Source organism: Pseudomonas putida, from assembly GCF_025905425.1.
Taxonomy (GTDB): Bacteria; Pseudomonadota; Gammaproteobacteria; order Pseudomonadales; family Pseudomonadaceae; genus Aquipseudomonas; species Aquipseudomonas putida_AF.
The window spans coordinates 4,993,032-5,012,780 of sequence record NZ_CP109603.1; the positions used below are offsets into that span (position 1 = coordinate 4,993,032).

21 protein-coding genes are annotated in these 19,749 nt (G+C 62.9%); 13 read left to right on the top strand and 8 right to left on the bottom strand.

Annotation, left to right across the window (positions count from 1 at the left end; all coding sequences use genetic code 11):
• Positions 1–64: 64 nt before the first annotated feature.
• From rfbC to OGV19_RS22570, 4 genes are all read left to right on the top strand, one after another.
• Positions 65–610: a dTDP-4-dehydrorhamnose 3,5-epimerase gene (rfbC, locus tag OGV19_RS22555; protein WP_264310707.1), complete on the top strand. Its 546-nt coding sequence runs from the start codon at positions 65–67 to the stop codon at positions 608–610.
• 90 nt (positions 611–700) lie between these two features.
• Entirely contained in the window at positions 701–2,515 is a 1,815-nt protein-coding gene (locus tag OGV19_RS22560; RefSeq protein ID WP_264310708.1) for a sensor histidine kinase, read from the top strand.
• Positions 2,512–3,921 carry a sigma-54-dependent transcriptional regulator gene (locus OGV19_RS22565; protein WP_264310709.1) on the top strand — a complete coding sequence of 470 codons (1,410 nt, stop codon included), beginning with the start codon at positions 2,512–2,514 and terminating at the stop codon, positions 3,919–3,921. The genes OGV19_RS22560 and OGV19_RS22565 overlap by 4 nt, the downstream gene beginning before the upstream one ends.
• Positions 3,918–4,373: a thioesterase domain-containing protein gene (locus OGV19_RS22570; protein ID WP_264310710.1), complete on the top strand. Its 456-nt coding sequence runs from the start codon at positions 3,918–3,920 to the stop codon at positions 4,371–4,373. Before OGV19_RS22565 ends, OGV19_RS22570 begins: the two co-directional genes overlap by 4 nt.
• Before the next feature lie 246 nt (positions 4,374–4,619).
• Here the strand turns inward: OGV19_RS22570 and cysQ are convergent, their stop codons facing one another.
• Complete coding sequence (gene cysQ, locus OGV19_RS22575; protein ID WP_264310711.1) at positions 4,620–5,447, bottom strand: 3'(2'),5'-bisphosphate nucleotidase CysQ; 828 nt, start codon at positions 5,445–5,447, stop codon at positions 4,620–4,622.
• Positions 5,444–6,010 carry an ADP compounds hydrolase NudE gene (gene nudE, locus OGV19_RS22580; RefSeq protein ID WP_264310712.1) on the bottom strand — a complete coding sequence of 189 codons (567 nt, stop codon included), beginning with the start codon at positions 6,008–6,010 and terminating at the stop codon, positions 5,444–5,446. Before nudE ends, cysQ begins: the two co-directional genes overlap by 4 nt.
• Before the next feature lie 64 nt (positions 6,011–6,074).
• Here nudE and yrfG point away from each other — a divergent pair, with 64 nt between their 5' ends.
• Positions 6,075–6,737: a GMP/IMP nucleotidase gene (gene yrfG / locus OGV19_RS22585; protein WP_264310713.1), complete on the top strand. Its 663-nt coding sequence runs from the start codon at positions 6,075–6,077 to the stop codon at positions 6,735–6,737.
• Between the two features lie 119 nt (positions 6,738–6,856).
• On the opposite strand, the gene lysM is transcribed toward yrfG, so the two are convergent.
• Positions 6,857–7,297 carry a peptidoglycan-binding protein LysM gene (lysM, locus tag OGV19_RS22590; protein ID WP_264310714.1) on the bottom strand — a complete coding sequence of 147 codons (441 nt, stop codon included), beginning with the start codon at positions 7,295–7,297 and terminating at the stop codon, positions 6,857–6,859.
• Positions 7,298–7,471: 174 nt separating this feature from the next.
• Here lysM and fdhD point away from each other — a divergent pair, with 174 nt between their 5' ends.
• The 3 genes from fdhD (at position 7,472) to OGV19_RS22605 (ending at position 11,449) form a co-directional block, all read left to right on the top strand.
• A complete protein-coding gene (gene fdhD, locus OGV19_RS22595; RefSeq protein ID WP_264310715.1) occupies positions 7,472–8,302 on the top strand; it encodes a formate dehydrogenase accessory sulfurtransferase FdhD in 831 nt (276 codons plus the stop codon).
• Positions 8,303–8,307: 5 nt separating this feature from the next.
• Positions 8,308–10,653 carry an FdhF/YdeP family oxidoreductase gene (locus OGV19_RS22600; RefSeq protein WP_264310716.1) on the top strand — a complete coding sequence of 782 codons (2,346 nt, stop codon included), beginning with the start codon at positions 8,308–8,310 and terminating at the stop codon, positions 10,651–10,653.
• A gap of 316 nt (positions 10,654–10,969) precedes the next feature.
• The gene (locus tag OGV19_RS22605; RefSeq protein ID WP_027595195.1) at positions 10,970–11,449 is read left to right on the top strand and encodes a glycine zipper domain-containing protein; all 480 of its coding nucleotides are present in this window, start codon (positions 10,970–10,972) and stop codon (positions 11,447–11,449) included.
• Positions 11,450–11,504: 55 nt separating this feature from the next.
• On the opposite strand, the gene OGV19_RS22610 is transcribed toward OGV19_RS22605, so the two are convergent.
• Positions 11,505–11,945: an acyl-CoA thioesterase gene (locus OGV19_RS22610; protein WP_264310717.1), complete on the bottom strand. Its 441-nt coding sequence runs from the start codon at positions 11,943–11,945 to the stop codon at positions 11,505–11,507.
• A 102-nt stretch (positions 11,946–12,047) separates the two neighbouring features.
• On the opposite strand from OGV19_RS22610, the gene OGV19_RS22615 reads away from it, so the two are divergent.
• Both OGV19_RS22615 and OGV19_RS22620 read left to right on the top strand, forming a co-directional pair.
• The gene (locus tag OGV19_RS22615) at positions 12,048–12,512 is read left to right on the top strand and encodes a ParC-related protein (RefSeq protein ID WP_264310718.1); all 465 of its coding nucleotides are present in this window, start codon (positions 12,048–12,050) and stop codon (positions 12,510–12,512) included.
• Positions 12,512–12,784 (top strand): type II toxin-antitoxin system RelE/ParE family toxin, encoded by a 273-nt coding sequence (locus tag OGV19_RS22620; protein ID WP_264310719.1) that lies wholly within the window; start codon positions 12,512–12,514, stop codon positions 12,782–12,784. The genes OGV19_RS22615 and OGV19_RS22620 overlap by 1 nt, the downstream gene beginning before the upstream one ends.
• Before the next feature lie 56 nt (positions 12,785–12,840).
• On the opposite strand, the gene OGV19_RS22625 is transcribed toward OGV19_RS22620, so the two are convergent.
• Entirely contained in the window at positions 12,841–14,382 is a 1,542-nt protein-coding gene (locus tag OGV19_RS22625) for a phosphoenolpyruvate carboxykinase (RefSeq protein ID WP_264310720.1), read from the bottom strand.
• Between the two features lie 179 nt (positions 14,383–14,561).
• Positions 14,562–15,461 carry an Hsp33 family molecular chaperone HslO gene (gene hslO / locus OGV19_RS22630; RefSeq protein ID WP_264310721.1) on the bottom strand — a complete coding sequence of 300 codons (900 nt, stop codon included), beginning with the start codon at positions 15,459–15,461 and terminating at the stop codon, positions 14,562–14,564.
• Positions 15,462–15,580: 119 nt separating this feature from the next.
• On the opposite strand from hslO, the gene OGV19_RS22635 reads away from it, so the two are divergent.
• Positions 15,581–16,375, top strand: a complete 795-nt coding sequence (locus OGV19_RS22635) for a phosphatase PAP2 family protein (protein ID WP_264310722.1) — start codon at positions 15,581–15,583, stop codon at positions 16,373–16,375.
• Positions 16,376–16,440: 65 nt separating this feature from the next.
• Here OGV19_RS22635 and OGV19_RS22640 read toward each other — a convergent pair whose 3' ends face one another.
• Entirely contained in the window at positions 16,441–16,842 is a 402-nt protein-coding gene (locus tag OGV19_RS22640) for an Hsp15 family ribosome-associated heat shock protein (RefSeq protein ID WP_027595190.1), read from the bottom strand.
• 109 nt (positions 16,843–16,951) lie between these two features.
• On the opposite strand from OGV19_RS22640, the gene OGV19_RS22645 reads away from it, so the two are divergent.
• Together OGV19_RS22645 and rimK are read left to right on the top strand one after the other, a co-directional pair.
• On the top strand, positions 16,952–17,434 hold the full coding sequence (locus OGV19_RS22645; RefSeq protein ID WP_264310723.1) for a retropepsin-like aspartic endopeptidase RimB: 483 nt from the start codon (positions 16,952–16,954) through the stop codon (positions 17,432–17,434).
• Positions 17,431–18,336: a 30S ribosomal protein S6--L-glutamate ligase gene (rimK, locus tag OGV19_RS22650; RefSeq protein ID WP_012316721.1), complete on the top strand. Its 906-nt coding sequence runs from the start codon at positions 17,431–17,433 to the stop codon at positions 18,334–18,336. The genes OGV19_RS22645 and rimK overlap by 4 nt, the downstream gene beginning before the upstream one ends.
• Positions 18,337–18,427: 91 nt before the next feature.
• Here the strand turns inward: rimK and OGV19_RS22655 are convergent, their stop codons facing one another.
• The gene (locus tag OGV19_RS22655) at positions 18,428–19,741 is read right to left on the bottom strand and encodes an ATP-binding protein (protein WP_264310724.1); all 1,314 of its coding nucleotides are present in this window, start codon (positions 19,739–19,741) and stop codon (positions 18,428–18,430) included.
• Between the last annotated feature and the right edge of the window lie 8 nt (positions 19,742–19,749).

A 19,749-nucleotide genomic window follows, 5' to 3' on the forward strand; every position in this document is an offset into this window, starting at 1 on the left:
TGCCACCACCCTAGCCGACGAGCTAGGCTGCTTGCATGACTATCAACCTGGCTAACGAGTCGGCATGAACATCATTCCCACCGAGATCCCTGACGTACTGATCATCGAGCCGACGGTGTACGGTGACAGCCGTGGCTTTTTCTTCGAAGCCTTCAACGCCCGCGAATTCGCGAAGCAGACCGGCGTCACCTTGGACTTCGTCCAGGACAACCACTCGCGCTCCATCAAGGGCGTGCTGCGCGGCCTGCACTACCAGGTGGAAAACACCCAGGGCAAACTGGTGCGCGTGGTACAGGGCGAGATACGCGACATTGCCGTGGATGTACGCAAGCGCTCGCCCACGTTCGGCAAGTGGGTTGCGGTGCACCTGTCGGCCGATAATCATCGGCAACTGTGGATTCCACCTGGGTTCGCCCACGGTTTCTCGGTGGTCAGCGACTCGGCCGAGTTTCTCTACAAGACCACTGACTACTACAACCCTGGCGCCGACCGTTGCATCCGTTGGGACGATCCGCAGCTTGCCATCGACTGGCAACTCGAAGGGCCGCCGGTGTTGTCGGAAAAGGACAAGGTCGGTGTAGCGCTGAGCGAGGCGCAGTTGCTGCCCTGACGATCATCGTCCGCCACACTGGCAGCAGGCGCTGATCGACTGCCTCAAGTAGCGCATAATTGCGTCAGACTTTTCTGGCGCACTTACGTGATGATCGCAAAACCCACGCCTCCACGCCGTCCCCGCTGGCGCAGCCTGGCCCTGCTGACCCTGTGCCTGATCCCACTCCTGTGGCCGCTGCATCACCTGGCCGAGCGCTACTATCAGGAAGAACTGGCCTCACAGAACCGCCAGACCCTCGACCTGTATGTCGCCAACCTGCTAGGCACCCTGCACCGCTACGAAACCCTGCCGCAGATCCTCGGCGACCTGCCGGCGCTGCGCGGTGTGCTGGCCGACCCGTTCCGCCTGGAAGCGGTGACCAACGCCAACCGCCTGCTCAAGGACATCGTCCAGCAGACCGGTGCCGAGGTGATGTACCTGATGGACGTCAGCGGCAATACCCTGGCCGCCTCCAACTGGGACAAGCACGACAGCTTCGTCGGTCGCAACTTCGCCTTCCGCCCCTACTTCAACGAGGCCATGGCCGGCCACCTGGGGCGCTTCTTCGGCCAGGGCACCACCTCGGCCAAGCGTGGCTACTTCTTCGCCGCCGCCGTGCGCGACCGCGAGCGGATCGTGGGCGTGCTGGTGGTCAAGGTCGACTTGGACCACACCGAAACCCTGTGGGGCCGCACCCCAGAGCAACTGTTGCTGACCGACCATAACGGCGTGGTGATCCTCACCTCTCGGCCGGACTGGCGCTTCCGCGCCACCCGTGCACTGACCGAGGCCGAGCGCCAGGCGATCATCGCCATCCAGCCGTACCCGACCCAGGCCCCGCAACCGCTGCAGCTCAACCACGATGCGTGGATCACCCAGACCCGCGACATCAAGGAAACCGGCTGGCAGGTCAGCATCCTCGCCCCGCGCATCCTGGTCGACCGCTCGGTGCAGACCGTGATGGCCATCGGCGCCGGCACGCTGCTGGTGCTGGTGCTGCTGGCCGGCCTGGTGATGCAACGGCGGCGTCACTACATCGACCGCATCGACTTCGAGGCCCGCGGCCGCCAGGAGCTGGAAAAACGCGTGGCCGAACGCACCGCCGACCTCGAAGGCCTCAACACCCGCCTCAAGCGTGCCGTGCTCGACCGTGAAAATGCCCAGCAGGAAGCGGTGCGGGCCCAGGACGAACTGGTCCAGGCCGGCAAGCTGTCGGTGCTGGGCACCATGTCGGCGAGTATCAGCCACGAGCTCAACCAGCCGCTGGCGGCCATCCGCAGCTACGCCGAGAACGCCGAGATCCTGCTCGACCACCAGCGCACCGATGACGCCCGTGGCAACCTCAAGCTGATCGGTGAGCTGACCGGGCGCATGGCCTCGATCATCGCCCACCTGCGCGCCTTCGCCCGCCGCGACCGCCACGCCCCGGAAAGCGTGGCCCTGCAGCCGGCGCTGGACGACGCCCTGGCGCTGCTAGCCAAGCGCCGCCGAGCGATGGCCGTTGAGCTGATCCGCGACCTGCCGGAGGCCACCTTGTGGGTACAGGCGGGTGAAACCCGACTGCGCCAGGTGCTCGGCAACCTGCTGGCCAACGCCCTCGACGCCCTCACCGAAAAAGCCAACCCGCGCCGCCTCTGGCTGAGTGCCGAACAGCGCGATGGCTACGTCTACCTGTACATTCGCGACAACGGCCCGGGTTTCAGCCGCCAGGCGCTGGAGCATGCCAAGGAACCGTTCTTCACCACCAAGACCCGTACCCAGGGTCTGGGCCTGGGGCTGGCCATCTGCGAAAGCCTGATGCGCGCCCTTGGCGGCGAACTGCTGCTGGCCAACCACCCTGAAGGCGGCGCCTTGCTCACCCTGCAACTGCGCGTGGCCGCACCCGGCGCTACCCTGCCCAATTCGGAGGACCCCTCGGCATGACCCCCGAGACACTGATCGACAGCCAAGCCCAGGTCATTCTGGTCGACGACGACCCGCACCTGCGCCAGGCCCTGAGCCAGACCCTGGACCTTGCCGGGCTCAAGGTGGTGGCGCTGGCCGATGCCCAAGGCCTGGCCGAGCGTATCGAAGCTGACTGGCCCGGTGTGGTGGTCAGCGACATCCGCATGCCTGGCATCGATGGCCTACAGCTGCTGGAGCAACTGCACGGTCGCGACAGCGAACTGCCCGTGCTGCTGATTACCGGCCACGGCGATGTGCCGCTAGCAGTACAGGCCATGCGCGCCGGTGCCTATGACTTTCTCGAAAAGCCGTTCGCCAGCGACGCCCTGCTCGACAGCGTGCGCCGTGCCCTGGCCCTGCGTCGCCTGGTGCTGGACAACCGCAGCCTGCGCCTGGCCTTGAGCGACCGCCAGCAACTGGCCACCCGCCTGGTGGGCCAGTCGCCGGCAATGCTGCGCCTGCGCGAGCAGATCGGCGCCCTGGCCGGCACCCGCGCCGATGTGCTGATTCTGGGTGAAACCGGCGCGGGCAAAGAAGTGGTGGCCCGCGCCCTGCATGACTTGTCCAGCCGCCGCGAGGGGCCCTTCGTGGCCATCAACGCTGGGGCACTGGCCGAATCAGTGGTCGAGAGCGAGCTGTTTGGCCATGAACCCGGCGCCTTCACCGGGGCGCAGAAGCGGCGTATCGGCAAGTTCGAGTTCGCCAATGGCGGCACGCTGTTCCTCGACGAAATCGAGAGCATGAGCCTGGATGTGCAGGTCAAACTGCTGCGCATGCTGCAGGAGCGAGTGGTCGAGCGCCTGGGTGGCAACCAGCTGATCCCGCTGGATATCCGCATCATTGCCGCCACCAAGGAAGACCTGCGCCAGTCCGCCGACCAGGGGCGCTTCCGTGCCGACCTGTATTACCGCCTGAACGTGGCGCCGCTGCGCATCCCCCCGCTGCGTGAGCGCGGTGACGACATCCTGGTGTTGTTCCAGCACTTCGCCGATGCAGCCAGCCAGCGTCACGGCTTGGCGCCGCACACCCTGCAGCCGGCACAGCGCGCCTTGCTGCTGCGCCACGACTGGCCAGGCAATGTGCGCGAGCTGCAGAACGTCGCCGAACGCTTCGCCCTTGGCCTGGAGCTGGCCCTCGACGGCCAGGCGCCGGCAGCGGCAACGCCAACAGCGGCGGTATTGACCGGCAACCTCAGCGAGCAGGTCGAACAGTTCGAGCGCTCGCTGATTGCAGCCGAGCTCGCCCAGCCGCATAGCTCCATGCGCAGCCTGGCCGAGGCGCTGGGCATTCCCCGCAAGACCCTGCATGACAAGCTGCGTAAACACAGCCTCAGTTTTGAAGGCGGCAGCGGCGGCCACGACGACCAGGAGGACAACCGTCCATGAACACCGACAGCCAGTATTTGCAGTCCGTACTGCACAGCGATATCCCCCTGACCCGCGAAATGGGCCTGGAGGTCATCGACTGGCAGCAGCACACCCTGCGCCTGCAACTGCCGCTGGCAGCCAACGTCAACCACAAGAGCACCATGTTCGGCGGCAGCTTGTACTGCGCCGCAGTGCTGGTGGGTTGGGGGTGGCTGCACCTGCGCTTGCGCGAGCTGGGCATCGATGACGGGCATATCGTCATCCAGGAGGGGCAGATCAGTTACCCGCTGCCGGTCACAGGTGCCGCGGTGGCTCGCTGTGCGGCGCCGGATGAGAAGACCTGGGCGCGCTTCGTGACAATGTACCAGCGCCGTGGTCGGGCGCGTTTGACGCTGGAAACCACCGTCAGCAATGCCGGTAGCGACGCGCCTGCCGTGAGATTCAGCGGGCAGTACGTGCTGCACCGCTAGCTTGTTCTGTAGGTGATCGCCCAGCCCTTTGGTCATTGTGGGGGCAACTGTCTTGCTCAATGTCTAATAATTGGTGCATTACCTGTGGGAGCGGGCTTGCCCGCGAAGCAAGCGACGCGTTGGATGGCACGGGCTTCGCCCGTGTTCGCGGGCAAGCCCGCTCCCACAGTGATCGCGCAGAATTTTAGATTTTGAGCAAGACAGTTGCTCCCTGCTTAGTCGTTAAGCTACGTGTTACTTGAGTCTCTACAAAGTGCGCGCCAGGTCGATCAAGGCTTGGCGCCAGGTGGCTGCGCTGGGCAATGCCAGGAAGAAGGGGTTGAGCAGGGATTCACGCGCCGGGTAGCGGAACGGCTGGCCATCCAGCCCGATCACCTCGCCACCAGCACCTTCGACCACACCCTGTGCAGCGGCGGTATCCCACTGCGACGTCGGCGCCAGGCGCGGATAACAATCGGCGCTGCCTTCGGCCAGCAGGCAAAACTTCAGCGAGCTGCCGATACTGGCCAGCTGCAGGTCACCCACCGCAGCCCCTAGCCCAGCCAACAGCGCCTCTTGCTCCGGGCTGGAATGGCGACGGCTGGCGACCACGGTGAAACGGCCATCGCCAGGCGGTGCGATGCGTACCTGGATCGGCTGGGCAGCTTCGCCCGCCTCGGCACGCCAGGCACCCAACTGGCGCCCACCAAAGTAGCAGCGCCCGTTGGTCGGCATCGAAACCACACCAAACACCACCTCACCGTTTTCGATCAGCGCAATGTTGACCGTGAACTCTTCACTGCCCGCTATGAATTCTTTGGTGCCGTCCAGCGGGTCGACCAACCACCAGCGGCTCCAGCTCTGGCGCTCGGCCAGCGAAATGTCGCAGTCCTCCTCGGACAGCACCGGGATCTGCGGCGCCAGCGCCAGCAAGCCATCGGCGATGATCCGGTGGGCTGCCAGGTCTGCGGCGGTCACCGGGGAGTCATCGGCCTTGTTGGCCACGGCCACGTCGGCACGCCAGAACGGCAGAATCGCCTCGCCCGCCCGATGGGCCAGCTTGACCACTTCGTGCATCAGTTGCAGGTCGTTCATAGCTCCAGCAGCCCCCGCTGGATCAGCAGGTCGCGGGCCAGGTACAGCGCCGCCAGGGCACGGCCCTCGGTGAATTGCGGGTGCATGGCCAGGGCCGACAGCTCGCGCAGGTTGACCTTGTCGACTCGCATGGGCTCTGGCTCATCGCCCTCAAGGTGTTCTTCATACAGCTCGGTCGCCAGCACCACCTGGATCTTCTGGCTCATGTAGCCCGGCGACAACGACAGCTCGGTCAGGTGCTCCAGCTGCCGCGCGCCAAAACCGGCTTCTTCCTTGAGCTCACGGTCCGCTGCCGCCAGCACGTCTTCACCCGGCTCGATCAGCCCCTTGGGCAAAGACAGCTCGTACTCGTCAGTACCACCGCAGTACTCCTCGACCAGCACGGCATGCTCAGCGTCGAGCATGGCCACGATCATCACCGCGCCGTAACCATTGCCCCGGCCGACCAGGCGTTCATACGTGCGCTCGGCGCCGTTACTGAAGCGCAGTTGCACGGCCTCGACGCGGAACAAGCGGCTGCTGGCAACGATTTCGCGGTTGAGGACGGTGGGTTTCTGGCGCATGGGGCAGCTCCTTGGCGTGAACGGGTTACTATACCGTGGCTAGCCGACTGAACGAGAGTTTCCCATGCCTGTTCTTCCCTGGTCTGCCATCGATACCGTCCTGCTGGACATGGACGGCACGCTGCTCGACCTGCACTACGACAACCGTTTCTGGCTGGACCACCTCCCCCAACGCTATGCCGAGCTGCATGGCGTGAGCCGGGCCATGGCGGAACTGGAGCTGCAGCCCCTGTTCGAGCGCAATGCCGGCACGCTCAACTGGTACTGCCTGGACTTCTGGAGCCGTGAGCTGAAGCTGCCGATTCGTGAGCTCAAACGCGAGATCGCCGACTTGATCGCCCTGCGCCCGGACGCCGACACCTTCCTGGCCGCTATCCGCCAGGCAGGCAAACGCGTGGTGATGATCACCAATGCCCATCGTGACTCGTTGTCGCTCAAGCTTGAGCGGGTGGAGCTGGCGCCGTACTTCGAACGGCTGATCAGCTCGCATGACTATGGTTATCCGAAGGAAAGCCCGCAGTTCTGGGATGCGTTGCAGGCGGATATCGGCTTCGATCCGGGACGCAGCCTGTTTATCGACGACACACTGGCGATCCTGCGCAGTGCCCAGCAGTTTGGCGTGGGGCATTTGCTGGCGGTGCGCCAGCCGGACAGCCAGGCGGCCCCTCGCGACACCCAGGAATTTGCGGCGGTTGAGGATTACCGGGATTTACTGGCTGGCCTGTGAGGGCCCTTTTCGCGGGGCAAGCCCGCTCCCACAGGTATCCCGCCATACTGCAGTGTTGCGGGATACCTGTGGGAGCGGGCTTGCCCCGCGAAGAGGCCGGCACAGCCTATAGCGATCTATCAGTCCGGAATCCGCAGCACCTGCCCCGGGTAGATCTTGTCCGGGTGCTTGAGCATCGGCTTGTTAGCCTCGAAGATCTTGTTGTACTGGCCGGCGTTGCCATACACGACGACGGCAATGGCTGACAGCGTGTCACCCTTTTTCACGGTAACGAACCGCGCAGCCTGAACGACCGGCCCTGTTACGGTGATCTGATCATCAACGCTGGCCACACCACTGATGTTGCCCGCCGCCAGAATGATCTTCTCTTTCTCCTCCTGGCTGGCCACTTCACCCGTGAGGATGATCTTGTCGCCCTCTACCGTGGCGGTGATGTTCGGGTTGCCCAGGCCAACGTCTTGCACGTGTTTCTTCAGCTGCTCCTCGGCATTGGCATTACCGGGGGTCAGCAGGTCGATCAACTTCTCGCCGGCTTCCTTCACAAAACTGAACAGGCTCATTGCGTTCTCCTTGTCGATAAAACCTCGGAGCCAGGAGTCTAGGCCAGGATTGACCGACCTGCCCCACTGCGACCAATCGACGCGGTCTATCACGGCATAGACCCTAGCGATTAGACGTGACCGGCCCACAGGCCTAGGCTTGGGCTATCAAATCGCCGCCGGTAGCCAGCCCCGATGAACAGCAAACCTCCGGTCTGCGCGGCCTCATCGCCTTTGGCCTTGCCCGCCGCCAGCAACACTTACGATTACGTCCAGCTCAGCGACGCCGAGCGCGCCAGCACGCCCCTGGCCGAAGAGGTGGCCCTGGCCATCGCCTTCAACGGCCTCAACCAGGCCGTGATGCTGGTCAGCCCTACCGACCTGGAAGACTTTGCGGTGGGTTTCAGCGTTGGCAGCGGGATTGTCGAAAGCACCGACGAAATCTATGACCTCAAGCTTTCCGGCAGCGGTTCGGCAATGTACGCCGACCTGGAAATCTCCAGCCGCGCCTTCTGGAACCTGAAAAACCAGCGCCGCCAACTGGCCGGCACCAGCGGCTGCGGCCTGTGTGGGGTCGAGGCCCTGGAACAGGCACTGCCCGAGCTTGCCGAACTGCCCGGCGCGCCGCTGCCACCCGCGCACTGGCTGGCTGGCCTACGTCAGCGCATCGACGCCTTCCAGCCGCTTGGCCAGCATTGCGGCGCGGTGCATGCGGCGCTGTTCATGGACCGCAACGGCGAGCTGCTGCTTGGCCGCGAAGACATCGGCCGGCACAACGCCCTCGACAAACTGATCGGTGCCCTGCTGCGCCAAGGCATCGACAGTGCCGGCGGCCTGGCCATCGTCACCAGCCGCTGCAGCCTGGAGCTGATCCAGAAGGTCCTGCGTGCCGGCATCCAGACCCTGGTCAGCCTCTCGGCGCCCACCGGCCTTGCGCTGCAATGGGCACGCAAGCACAACCTCAACCTCATCCACCTGCCCAAACACAGCGCACCGCGGGTCTACAGCCCAGCGGCGGAGTCGTAACAGCCGTGACCTCGTACCAGCACCTTCCGGACAACGCCCCAGCCTCCTCCCCTCGCTACAAGCCCTACCACGGCCCGGCCGGAGGCTGGGGTGCGTTACGCAGTGTGGCCAAGGCCTGGGTCAGCAGCGATAACGCGCTGAAGAACATTCGCGCCCTGCTCAAGACCAACCAGAATGGCGGCTTCGACTGCCCCGGCTGCGCCTGGGGCGATTCGCCGGAAAGCGGCATGGTCAAGTTCTGCGAGAACGGCGCCAAGGCGGTCAACTGGGAAGCCACCAAGCGCCGTGTGGACGCTGCCTTCTTCGCCCGCTACAGCGTCAGCACGCTGCGCGAGCAAAGCGATTACTGGCTGGAGTACCAGGGGCGCCTGACCGAGCCGATGGTCTACGACGCACAACGCGACCGCTATCAGCCCATCAGCTGGGAGGCAGCCTTTGCCCTGATCGCCCGCGAACTGAACAACCTCGCCACCCCTGACCAGGCCGAGTTCTACACCTCGGGCCGTGCCAGCAACGAAGCCGCTTACCTCTATCAGCTGTTCGTGCGGGCCTACGGCACCAACAACTTCCCCGACTGCTCGAACATGTGCCACGAAGCCAGCGGCGTGGCCCTGGGGCAGAGCATCGGCGTCGGCAAGGGCACGGTCACCTACGACGATTTCGAGCATGCCGATGCCATCTTCGTCTGGGGCCAGAACCCAGGCACCAACCACCCGCGCATGCTCGACCCGCTGCGCGATGCGGTAAAGCGCGGCGCCCAGGTGGTGTGCGTCAACCCGCTGAAAGAGCGTGGCCTGGAGCGCTTCCAGCACCCGCAGAACCCGCTGGAGATGTTGACCAACAGCGACCGGCCGACCAACACCGCGTTCTTCCGCCCGGCCCTTGGCGGCGACATGGCGCTACTGCGTGGCATGGCCAAGTTCGTCCTGCAGTGGGAGCGTGAAGCCCAGGCCAAGGGCGAGCCTGCGGTCTTCGATCACGCTTTCATTGCCGAGCATGGTCACGGCGTCGATGAATACCTGGCCGTGGTGGATGCCACTTCATGGGCGCACATCCAGGCACAATCCGGCCTGACCCTGGCCGACATCGAGCTGGCCGCGCGCATGTATTGCCGGGGCAAGCGAGTGATCATGTGCTGGGCGATGGGCATCACTCAGCATCGCCACTCGGTGCCGACCATTCAGGAAATCGTCAACCTGCAGATGCTGCGTGGCAACATCGGCGCGCCAGGTGCCGGCCTGTGCCCGGTGCGTGGCCACAGCAACGTCCAGGGCGACCGCACCATGGGCATCAACGAGCGCCCGCCGGTGGCGCTGCTCGATGCGCTTGAAAAACGCTTCCAGTTCCCCGTGCCGCGGCACAACGGCCACAACACCGTCGAAGCGATCCACGCCATGCTCGACGGCCGCGCCAAGGTGTTCATCGGCCTGGGCGGCAACTTCGCCCAAGCCACCCCAGACACCGAGCGTACCGCCCAAGCGCTGCGCAACTGCGAGCTGACCGTGCACATCAGCACCAAACTCAACCGCAGCCACCTGATCCATGGCAAGCAGGCATTGATCCTGCCGTGCCTGGGCCGTACCGACATCGACCTGCAGGCCGACGGCCCACAGGCGGTCACCGTGGAAGACTCGTTCAGCATGGTCCACGCGTCCAACGGCCAGTTGAAGCCGCTGTCGACGCAAATGCGCTCGGAGCCCGCAGTGGTTGCTGGCATCGCTGCCGCCACCCTGGGCAAGCAGCCGGTCGACTGGCACTGGTTGGTGGCTGATTACGACCGTATCCGCGACCTGATCGGCGACACCCTCCCCGGCTTCAGCGGCTTCAACGAACGCCTGCGTGAACCGGGCGGCTTCTATCTGGGCAACAGCGCCGCCAACCGCGAATGGAAGACCAGCACCGGACGCGCCAACTTCAAGGCCAACCAACTACCGGACACCTTGCTGGATGAACGGGTGCGGGCCAGCGGCCAATTGCCCGACCTGGTCATGCAGTCGATGCGTTCGCACGATCAGTACAACACCACCATCTATGGCCTGGATGACCGTTATCGGGGCGTGCGTGGCCAGCGCGAGGTGCTGTTCGTCAACGAGGCCGACATTGTCCGCCTCGGCTTCCAGCCAGGGCAGAAGGTCGACATCGTATCGTTGTGGGGGGATGAGCATGTGCGCCGGGTGCACGGTTTCACCTTGCTGGCCTTCGATATCCCCGCCGGGCAGGCGGCGGCTTACTACCCAGAGGTGAACCCGCTGGTGCCGCTTGAGAGCATTGGCGATGGCAGCCATACGCCGACGTCCAAGTTCATTGCCATCAAGCTTGAGCGGGCGCGGGACGACGGGCGCATTCTGTAGAAAAGTGTTGGGTTCTTCGCGGGCAAGCCCGCTCCCACAGGTACTCCACAAGGCTTGAGCATTGGGCCAATGGTGTGGGAGCGGGCTTGCCCGCGAAAGCGCCGGGAGCAGCACCGCTAAAAACGAAAAAAGCCCTGTTCCGTAACGGTTCAGGGCTTTGTCATAAGTACCTCTGACAGCCGAAAATCGATTAAGTTTCACAGCAAATACAGTAACTTAGAGAATTGTGTACAACTCGTGCTACTCGTCGGATTTTCATTGCCAGCCGCCCTCCAGAGCCTCAAATTCGCCTCGTCATCCCTATGAGGCTCTCTTGATGAAGAAGTACTCCTCGATTCTGTTGTTGTCTTTCAGCTTGCTCAGCGGCGTTGCCATGGCCGGTGGCAATACCGAGGCCGGCATTGGCGGCGCATTGGGTGGGGTACTCGGCTCCGTGGTGGGCAACTCCATCGGTGGTAGCACAGGCGGCGCCATTGGTGCTGGCCTGGGCGGTGCGGCCGGCGGTGCCCTGGGTGCCGACAAACGCCAGCGTGGCGAGGCCGCCATCGGTGGCGCGCTGGGCGCTGCGGGCGGTAACGTGGTCGGTCGCTCCGTGGGCGGCACCACCGGTAGCTACATTGGCGCAGCAGCCGGCGGTGGTGCCGGTGGCGCACTGGGTAACTACATGGGCAACAAGGCCGACGAAGACGAGCGTCATGACGATCGCCGCTACCGTCGCAGCTACGACGACCGTCGTCACTACGATCGCGGTCACCATTACGGCCACCGCAAGCACAAGCGCCACTGGCGCGACTGATGCCTGAGGGCCCAGCCCTGGCAGCAAAAGCCCCGCCCAGACCGGCGGGGCTTTTTTATGCCTGTGGGTCGAGCTGAAGGCCGGCGAGGACTACCTGCAGCGTCTCAGGCAACGGTACAGGCCGGCCACTTGCGCGCTGGATGAACACCTGCACCACCGTCCCCGCCGCACAAGCATCCGCTTCGCCTGGGCGATACAGGGCCAACCGGTACTCCACCGTGCTGCCCGCCAGGCGCGTCACGCCCAGGCCTACCTCAAGCACATCCGGAAAACCCGGCAGGGCGAAGAAGTCCGCAGCCGAACTGACCACGAACGCCGCCAGCTCACCTTCGCGCAGGTCGAATTCGGCTTGCTCCACCAGAAAGGCCTGGATGGCGGTTTCGAAAAAGCCATGCACAGTGGCACCGGCGATATGGCCGTTGTGATCGTTGTCCTGCGGGCGGGTGAGGATGGGGTGGAAGTGGGTGAACGAGGAACGCTGAGGAGATTCGGTCATTAGTTATCCACAGTTGGTGACACCAGAAGGAAGCTTCCCACAACAATATCGGAAGGCATATAGTCGCAATCAACTATAGATTGCATAGCATGGTTTATCCCGATGAAACCGAGAAAAACACCCGTGCCCACTCATCAGTTAGATCATGCCAACCTGAGCCGATTGGCTGAAGCAGGACGAATCAACGCCACTCACATCGTGGGCCAGCCGGGAGGCTGGGCCATCCAGGTTGATATCAATCAGCAGGAACACATTCTGACCGCCCAACGCAGCGGCAACGTGAGGCTGTTCAAGAAATTCGAAACCCTGGTGACTTACCTGCTCGATCTGGGTATCGAGCATTTTGAGGTTGATGCATCCACGTTTGATCCTGGCCAAACGAGTACGTATCAACGGCCTGATCGTGCCCAGGCCCTCAAAAAAGCCCATGAGGCCGCAGCCTATGAGGCTTGGTTTACCGAACAGGTCGAGGCAAGCCTGAACGATACTTCACCGCTCATGGAGGATGAAGAAGCGGAACGACTGTTCGCCGCACACCGCGCTGCGCTCAGGGCCAATATCCGCTGATGCGCCTGGTATGGCGTCAGATGGCACGTAAAGACCGTTTACGCATCATGGACCATATTGCGCAAGATAACCCTGAAGCAGCCATCATGCTGGACGAATCCTTCAGGGAGAAAGCCAGGCGCGCTGCCCACAATCCTTCCCTGTACAAAGAGGGTAGGTACCCAAAGACACGAGAAATCGTGGTACGGCCCAACTGTGTGATGATTTACCGCGTCTCGGGTGAGTGCGTTGAAATCATTCGAATTCTGCATGCACGGCAAAAATGGCCTTGACTCACATACGAAAAAGCCGCCCTTAGGGCGGCTCTGTCGTAGCAACTGCTAGCAGCTTACAGCTGTGGACCAGCAGCCTTGATCGCGTCGGAAACTTCGAATTTCTTGAAGTTCTCGATGAACAGCTTGGCCAGGCCTTTTGCAGCTTCGTCGTAAGCCGCTTTGTCAGCCCAGTTGGTGCGCGGGTTGAGCAGTTCGGTCTCGACACCCGCAACGGCTTTTGGCACGTCCAGGTTGATGATGTCCAAGTGCTCGGTCTCGGCACCTACCAGAGCACCGCTCTGGATCGCAGCGATCACGGCACGGGTGGTCGGGATGCTGAAACGCTTGCCAACGCCGTAGCCACCGCCAGTCCAGCCGGTGTTGACCAGGTAGACCTTGGAGTTGAAGCCGTTGATGCGCTTGATCAGCAGCTCGGCGTACTCGCCAGCCGGGCGCGGGAAGAACGGCGCGCCGAAGCAGGTGGAGAAGGTCGACTTGATGCCGCCGCCCGAACCCATTTCGGTGGAACCCACCAGCGCGGTGTAGCCGGACAGGAAGTGGTAGGCAGCCTGTTCGTTGTTCAGGATCGATACCGGAGGCAGAACACCGGTCAGGTCGCAGGTCAGGAAGATGACCGCGTTAGGCTCGCCGCCCAGGTTCTTTTCGGAACGCTTGGCAACGTGCTCCAGCGGGTAGGCCGCACGGCTGTTCTGGGTCAGGCTGACGTCGGTGTAGTCGGCGTGCTTGTTGGCGTCGAGGACGACGTTTTCCAGTACTGCGCCATGCTTGATGGCTTTCCAGATGACCGGCTCGTTCTTCTCGGACAGGTCGATGCACTTGGCGTAGCAGCCGCCTTCAATGTTGAAGACAACACCTTCGCCCCAACCGTGCTCGTCGTCACCGATCAGGTAACGGCTTTCGTCGGCCGACAGGGTGGTCTTGCCGGTGCCGGACAGGCCGAAGAACAGGGTCACATCGCCTGCTTCGCCGATGTTGGCGGCGCAGTGCATTGGCAGCACGTCGGCAGCCGGCAGCAGGAAGTTCTGCACCGAGAACATGGCTTTCTTCATTTCACCGGCGTAACGCATGCCAGCGATCAGTACCTTCTTCTGGGCGAAGTTGATGATCACGCAGCCGTCGGAGTTGGTGCCGTCACGCTCAGGTTCGCACACGAAGTTGGCAACGTTGAGAACCTGCCACTGGTCACGGCCAGCCGGGTTGAACTGCTCAGGGTTGATGAACAGGCAACGGCCAAACAGGTTCTGCCAGGCAGTCTGGGTGGTCATCTTCACCGGCAGGTAGTGCTCGGCGGCAGCGCCTACGTGAACGTAGGAAACGAAGTGATCCTGGGCGTTGTTGAACGCCTCGACGCGGTCCCACAGGGCATCGAACTTGTCGGCCGGGAACTTGCGGTTGATCGGGCCCCAGGCAATAGCGTCCTGAGTGGAAGGTTCTTCGACGATGAAACGGTCAGCCGGCGAACGGCCTGTACGGTGCCCAGTCTCAACGACCAGTGCGCCGGTATCGGCTAGTACGCCTTCACCGCGTTGCAGCGCTTCTTTTACCAGCTCATCGACGCTCAGGTCGGTGTACACGGTGTTGTTGGCTTGCGTCATGAGATACCCCATCCGGCCCGAGGCCGAGTGCTCCAAACGTTTTGTAGTTGTCTGTAAAAAACTACTACAGCGAAAAAAGTGGCCGGATTATGCCAGAAACGCCCAAAAAAAGTAGGCCCCTCCTGTCGTAACCGCGCTTTTGCGCAATTCGACAGGAGATTTCCCTGCAATTAAACGTTTCAGTTGCGAGTTTCTGACGCCGTGTCTGTACCGCCACCGGCAAACAGTTGCGCCACATCGCCAGCATCGAAGAAGTAGCGCTCGTTGCAGAACTGGCAATCGATTTCTACCGTGCCGCCACACTCTTCAACCAACTGCTTGGCGTCGTGCTCGCCGAGGCTGACCAGCGCATTGCCGGAACGCTCGCGCGAGCAACTGCAGCGGAAGCGCAGTGGCTCAATATCGAACAGGCGCACAGCGTCTTCATGGTAGAGGCGATGCAGCAGGGTCTCGTTGCCCAGCACCCACTCTTCGCCCTTGAGCGTACTGGCGAGGGCCGTCACGTGCTGCCAGCTCTCGGCGCGTTCTTCTTCGTCGCGTTGGCGGTCTACCGGCAACTGCTGCAACAGCAGGCCGCGCGCCTTGCCATCTTTGGCATCGAGCCAGAAACGGGTATTGAGCTGCTGCGACTGAACGAAGTAGTTGGTGAAGCATTCCGACAGGTTGGTGCCGTCCAGGTCGACGGTGCCCTGGTAGCGCTGGCCTTTGACCGGGTCGATGGTCAGGGTCAGGTGGCCGTCGGGCATCAGCTGCGCCAATGTCGCATCGGCAGGAATCTGATCGGCTTCGTAACGGGCCACGCCGCGAATCTCACGGTCGCCCGAGCACTCCACCATCAGCAACGGGATCGGCCCATGGGAGCGCGCCTGCAGGATCAGCAGGCCGTCGAACTTCAGGGCGCCCACCAGCAATGCGGTGGCGGCCATCAATTCACCGAGCAGCGATGCCACAGGTTGGGGGTACGGGTGGCGCGCCAGCACTTCGGCATAGCTGCGGTCGAGCCCCACCCACTCACCGCGGATGTCGCGGTCGTCGAAGAGGAAACGTTGGGTGAAATCGGTATCCGGCAATTCGCTCATAGGTTCTGGCTATCTGAAAATGATGACAAAATGGTTACACGGGATTTCGAAACAGTTGCGAAGCCCGTGGGAGAGCGCTCACAAGGCGCTCCGATTTCTGTTGGCAATAGAGGTATCTTATGGACAATCGACCACTGTTCCAAGCAAGGTGGTCCTTCGGGCCATTGGCAGCCTGCACGCTGCTGCCCATCGCTCTACTGTGTTTCTGGTTATGGCCTATTGGCCAGATCCTGTGCCTGACTTTCGACGAGTGGCTGTTCCAAAGCCTCAATGCGCCGCTGGCCGACAACACCACCTGGCGCTATATCTGGACCCTTGGCAGCCTGCGCCCGTTCGACATTGTGGTCGGGCTGATCCTTCTGACAGTGCTGATCCGTGGCAACTGGGTGTTCAAAGCCTGCCAGGTGCGTGAGGCCTTTTTCGGCTTTTTGGTCACCCTGATCCTATTAGTGGTGATTCGCGCGCTGTTTTCCAAGTGGGTGGATGCCGCAGGGTGGCAACACAAGAGCCCGTCGATGATCTTCGACGGCGTCGTGCACCTCAGCGACTACTACCCCAAGCTGGAAGCTGCCTGGGAACTCAAGGACCGCTCCAGCAAGAGTTTCCCGGGCGATCACGCCTCGGTGCTGCTGATCTGGGCGTTGTTCATGAGCCTGTTCAGCCGCCGCCTGGTGCACTACCTGGTGGTCTGGGCGCTGGCGGTCGTGTTCATGTTGCCGCGCTTGGTGGCAGGCGCCCATTGGGGCCAGGATGACTACATCGGCGGGTTGCTGATGGCGATACTGGCCTTGGGGTGGAGCTGCTATACGCCTTTGGCGGCCAAAGGCAGCGCGGCGTTGCTGCGCTGGACAGCGCCGGTGTTTGCTTTGGCAGCCAGGTTACCGTTGGTCGGCAGATTGGCGGTGGTTCGCTAACAGCGGGGGCCGCTTTGCGGCCCATTCGCGGGGCAAGCCCGCTCGCACATTTGTCTTGCCCCTGTTCAGTCAAAGCTACCGTGCAGTTGGTGAATCTGCCGCCGCTGCTTCTTGTTTGGCCGGCCATCGGTGGTCACGCCCATCGCTCCGGCCTTGCGCATCTCGGCAGCCTGCTCACGACGGCGTACGCTTTCTTCCGTCTCGGCATACAGCGCTTGCGCCTCGGGCGCCCCACGCCGCACCACCGACAGCGCCTTGACCACTACCGTGCGCTCGTCAAACCCGGTACGCAGGACAAATTCATCCCCCACCCTGGGTTCCTTGCCGGGCTTGCAGCGTTCACCCCGGCAGTGCACCTTGCCGCTTTCGATGGCCGCCTTGGCCAGCGCCCGGGTTTTGTAAAACCGCGCCGCCCACAGCCATTTGTCCAGGCGAACCTTGTCGTCTTCTTCCGCCTTATGTGCCATCCCGTTACCTCGAATTCTGTCTTTAATCGAACTGTACTACCGTATCTTGCGGATGCAAAAAGTCCACGCCGTGCTTACAGTTCACCACCTTATCCCCAGGGCGCGTTTCGTGAAGACATTTGACCATTTGACTGTGATCGGCCTGCGCGAGTGGGTGGCCCTGCCCGACCTTGGCGTCGCCGGGCTGCGCGCCAAGATCGACACCGGCGCCAGCACCTCCAGCCTGCACGCTACCGAGGTGGAGCCGTTCGAGCGTGACGGCCAGCCCTGGGTGCGTTTTACCGCGCACCTGGGCTCGGTGGTGCAGTTGCGTCACCGCCGTTGCGAAGCCCCGCTGGTGACCATGAAGACCATCAAGAGCTCCAATGGCCACGCCCAAGCCCGCTACGTGATTCGCACGTCGCTGGCGCTGGGCGATAGCGTGTGGGAAGTAGAGTTCACCCTGGCCTGTCGCAAAGAAATGCGTTACCGCCTGTTGCTCGGCTCCAAGGCACTTATTCACGGCCAGTTGGTGGTCAACCCTGGCCTGAAGTACGTACAAGACAAACCGGCCTTTGCGGCCACCCTTTCCCCTGTCACAGGTGCTGCATGAAGATCGCTGTGCTGTCGCGCAATCCGCGTCTGTATTCCACCCGCCGCCTGGTCGAAGCCGGTACCCAGCGTGGCCACGAAATGGTGGTGATCGATACCCTGCGGGCCTACATGAACATCGCCAGCCACAAGCCGCAGATCCACTACCGCGGCAAACCGCTGGAAGGCTTCGATGCGGTGATCCCGCGCATCGGTGCCTCGGTCACGTTCTACGGCTGCGCAGTGCTGCGTCAGTTCGAGATGATGGGCGTCTACCCGCTCAACGAATCGGTGGCCATCGCCCGCTCGCGTGACAAACTGCGCTCGTTGCAGTTGCTGTCGCGGCGCGGCATCGGCCTGCCGATCACCGGCTTCGCCCACTCGCCTGACGACATCCCGGACTTGATCCAGATGGTCAATGGTGCCCCCCTGGTGATCAAAGTGCTGGAGGGTACTCAGGGCATTGGCGTGGTGCTGTGCGAGACCACCCAGGCGGCCGAGTCGGTGATCGAAGCGTTCATGGGCCTGAAGCAGAACATCATGGTGCAGGAGTACATCAAGGAGGCCGGCGGTGCCGACATTCGCTGCTTCGTGGTGGGCGACAAGGTCATTGCCTCGATGAAACGTCAGGCCAAGCCGGGTGAGTTTCGCTCCAACCTGCATCGGGGCGGCGTCGCCAGCCTGATCAAGATCACGCCGGAAGAGCGGATAACCGCGATTCGTGCGGCCAAGGTCATGGGCTTGAGTGTGGCGGGGGTGGATATCCTGCGGTCCAACCATGGGCCGCTGGTGATGGAGGTGAACTCATCGCCGGGGCTGGAGGGCATTGAAGTGACCACCGGCAAGAACGTGGCCGGGATGATCATCGAGCACCTGGAGAAGAATGGCGGGCCGAATCAGACCCGGACCAAGGGGAAAGGCTAGGGTTGGTCTTGCCGGCCTCTTCGCGGGGCAAGCCCGCTCCCACCGTAATACCTGTGGGAGCGGTCTTGCCCCGCGAAGAAGCCGCTACAGATCACACCGCATTACGCGGCAACAAAAGCCCCAACGGCAACCTCACCCGCGCCTCGATCCCGCCACCAGACCGATTGCGCAACTCGACATTCCCGCCATGCTGGGCCGCGATCCGTTTTACGATCGCCAAGCCCAACCCGGTTCCCTTGCCACCACGGGCACGGTCCCCACGAATGAACGGGTTGAAGATGGTCTCCAGCTCCGACTCATCGATCCCCGTCCCCCGGTCCAGCACGCTGAGCACCACGTAAGGCGCGCTCTCGTCGCCCGACACATAGGCCGCCACCTCTACCCCTTTGCCGGCATGGTGCAAGGCGTTGCCGATCAGGTTGCCCAGCATGCGCTTGAGCGAAACCCGGCGCAGCGGGAACGGTGGGATAGGCTCAAGGCACAGCCGTACACGCTCTTCCGGTTGGTTGTACGGTGCCACCACTTCGCGCACCAGGTCGGCCAGGTCGACCTCTTCCACCGGCTCGTCACGCCCATCGCGGATGAACGCCAGGAACTGGTCGAGAATCGCGTCCATATCCTCGATGTCGCGGACCATGTCATCGCTCAACTCGTTGTCACTGTCCAGCAACGAAAGCGACAGGCGCAGCCGCGTCAGCGGTGTACGCAGGTCGTGGGAAACCCCGGCCAGCATCAGCTCACGCTCACGCCCTGCCTGTTCGACATCCTCGGCCATCTGGTTGAACGCCCGATAGACCTCGGTCATTTCACTGGGCGTGTCGCTGATCGGCAAGCGCACGCTGCGCCCCTGACCCAGTTGCCGAGCGGCAAACACCAGGCGCTTGAGCGGCTGGTTCAGTTGGCGCACGAAAATCCAGGCCGACGCGGTGGACAACAGGCCGATGGCCAGGAACCAGCCGAGCACGTTCCAGATCTTCTGCCCCCGCAGCGGGTGCGGGTACAGCGGCACCTTGAGCCAGCCAGGGCCGAGGCTCGGCGCATTGACCCACAACGCCGGTGGTGCATGGATGCGCAGACGCACTTCGGTGTCTTCACCCAATTCGGCCTGCATCTGACGCTGGTAGATCTCGCTGTATGGCCAATGCTGCTCGCCTTCCGGCACACCAGCACCGGTCACCCGGATCAGGCCTGCTGCTTCGGCGATCTTGTCGCGGTTCTCTTCATCGGCAGCCCAATAGGCGCGCAAGGTCAGTGCCACACCGTGGCTGTACTGACGATCGACCAGCACATCCTCGTTCATCAAAAGGTAAACGAGGGTTAGCGCCTTGGAAAACAGGACGACGATCAGCACCAGCCACAGCGTGCGGGCGAAGAAACTCTGCGGAAACCACAGCGGCGTTTTCATCGACGGCA

What these genes read in the sequence shown, in the direction of transcription:
- rfbC (WP_264310707.1), top strand. Translation starts at nt 65, where the DNA reads ATGAACATCATTCCCACCGAGATCCCTGACGTACTGATCATCGAGCCG.
- OGV19_RS22560 (WP_264310708.1), top strand. Translation starts at nt 701, where the DNA reads ATGATCGCAAAACCCACGCCTCCACGCCGTCCCCGCTGGCGCAGCCTG.
- OGV19_RS22565 (WP_264310709.1), top strand. Translation starts at nt 2,512, where the DNA reads ATGACCCCCGAGACACTGATCGACAGCCAAGCCCAGGTCATTCTGGTC.
- OGV19_RS22570 (WP_264310710.1), top strand. Translation starts at nt 3,918, where the DNA reads ATGAACACCGACAGCCAGTATTTGCAGTCCGTACTGCACAGCGATATC.
- cysQ (WP_264310711.1), bottom strand. Translation starts at nt 5,447, where the DNA reads ATGAACGACCTGCAACTGATGCACGAAGTGGTCAAGCTGGCCCATCGG.
- nudE (WP_264310712.1), bottom strand. Translation starts at nt 6,010, where the DNA reads ATGCGCCAGAAACCCACCGTCCTCAACCGCGAAATCGTTGCCAGCAGC.
- yrfG (WP_264310713.1), top strand. Translation starts at nt 6,075, where the DNA reads ATGCCTGTTCTTCCCTGGTCTGCCATCGATACCGTCCTGCTGGACATG.
- lysM (WP_264310714.1), bottom strand. Translation starts at nt 7,297, where the DNA reads ATGAGCCTGTTCAGTTTTGTGAAGGAAGCCGGCGAGAAGTTGATCGAC.
- fdhD (WP_264310715.1), top strand. Translation starts at nt 7,472, where the DNA reads ATGAACAGCAAACCTCCGGTCTGCGCGGCCTCATCGCCTTTGGCCTTG.
- OGV19_RS22605 (WP_027595195.1), top strand. Translation starts at nt 10,970, where the DNA reads ATGAAGAAGTACTCCTCGATTCTGTTGTTGTCTTTCAGCTTGCTCAGC.
- OGV19_RS22610 (WP_264310717.1), bottom strand. Translation starts at nt 11,945, where the DNA reads ATGACCGAATCTCCTCAGCGTTCCTCGTTCACCCACTTCCACCCCATC.
- OGV19_RS22615 (WP_264310718.1), top strand. Translation starts at nt 12,048, where the DNA reads ATGAAACCGAGAAAAACACCCGTGCCCACTCATCAGTTAGATCATGCC.
- OGV19_RS22620 (WP_264310719.1), top strand. Translation starts at nt 12,512, where the DNA reads ATGCGCCTGGTATGGCGTCAGATGGCACGTAAAGACCGTTTACGCATC.
- OGV19_RS22625 (WP_264310720.1), bottom strand. Translation starts at nt 14,382, where the DNA reads ATGACGCAAGCCAACAACACCGTGTACACCGACCTGAGCGTCGATGAG.
- hslO (WP_264310721.1), bottom strand. Translation starts at nt 15,461, where the DNA reads ATGAGCGAATTGCCGGATACCGATTTCACCCAACGTTTCCTCTTCGAC.
- OGV19_RS22635 (WP_264310722.1), top strand. Translation starts at nt 15,581, where the DNA reads ATGGACAATCGACCACTGTTCCAAGCAAGGTGGTCCTTCGGGCCATTG.
- OGV19_RS22640 (WP_027595190.1), bottom strand. Translation starts at nt 16,842, where the DNA reads ATGGCACATAAGGCGGAAGAAGACGACAAGGTTCGCCTGGACAAATGG.
- rimK (WP_012316721.1), top strand. Translation starts at nt 17,431, where the DNA reads ATGAAGATCGCTGTGCTGTCGCGCAATCCGCGTCTGTATTCCACCCGC.
- OGV19_RS22655 (WP_264310724.1), bottom strand. Translation starts at nt 19,741, where the DNA reads ATGAAAACGCCGCTGTGGTTTCCGCAGAGTTTCTTCGCCCGCACGCTG.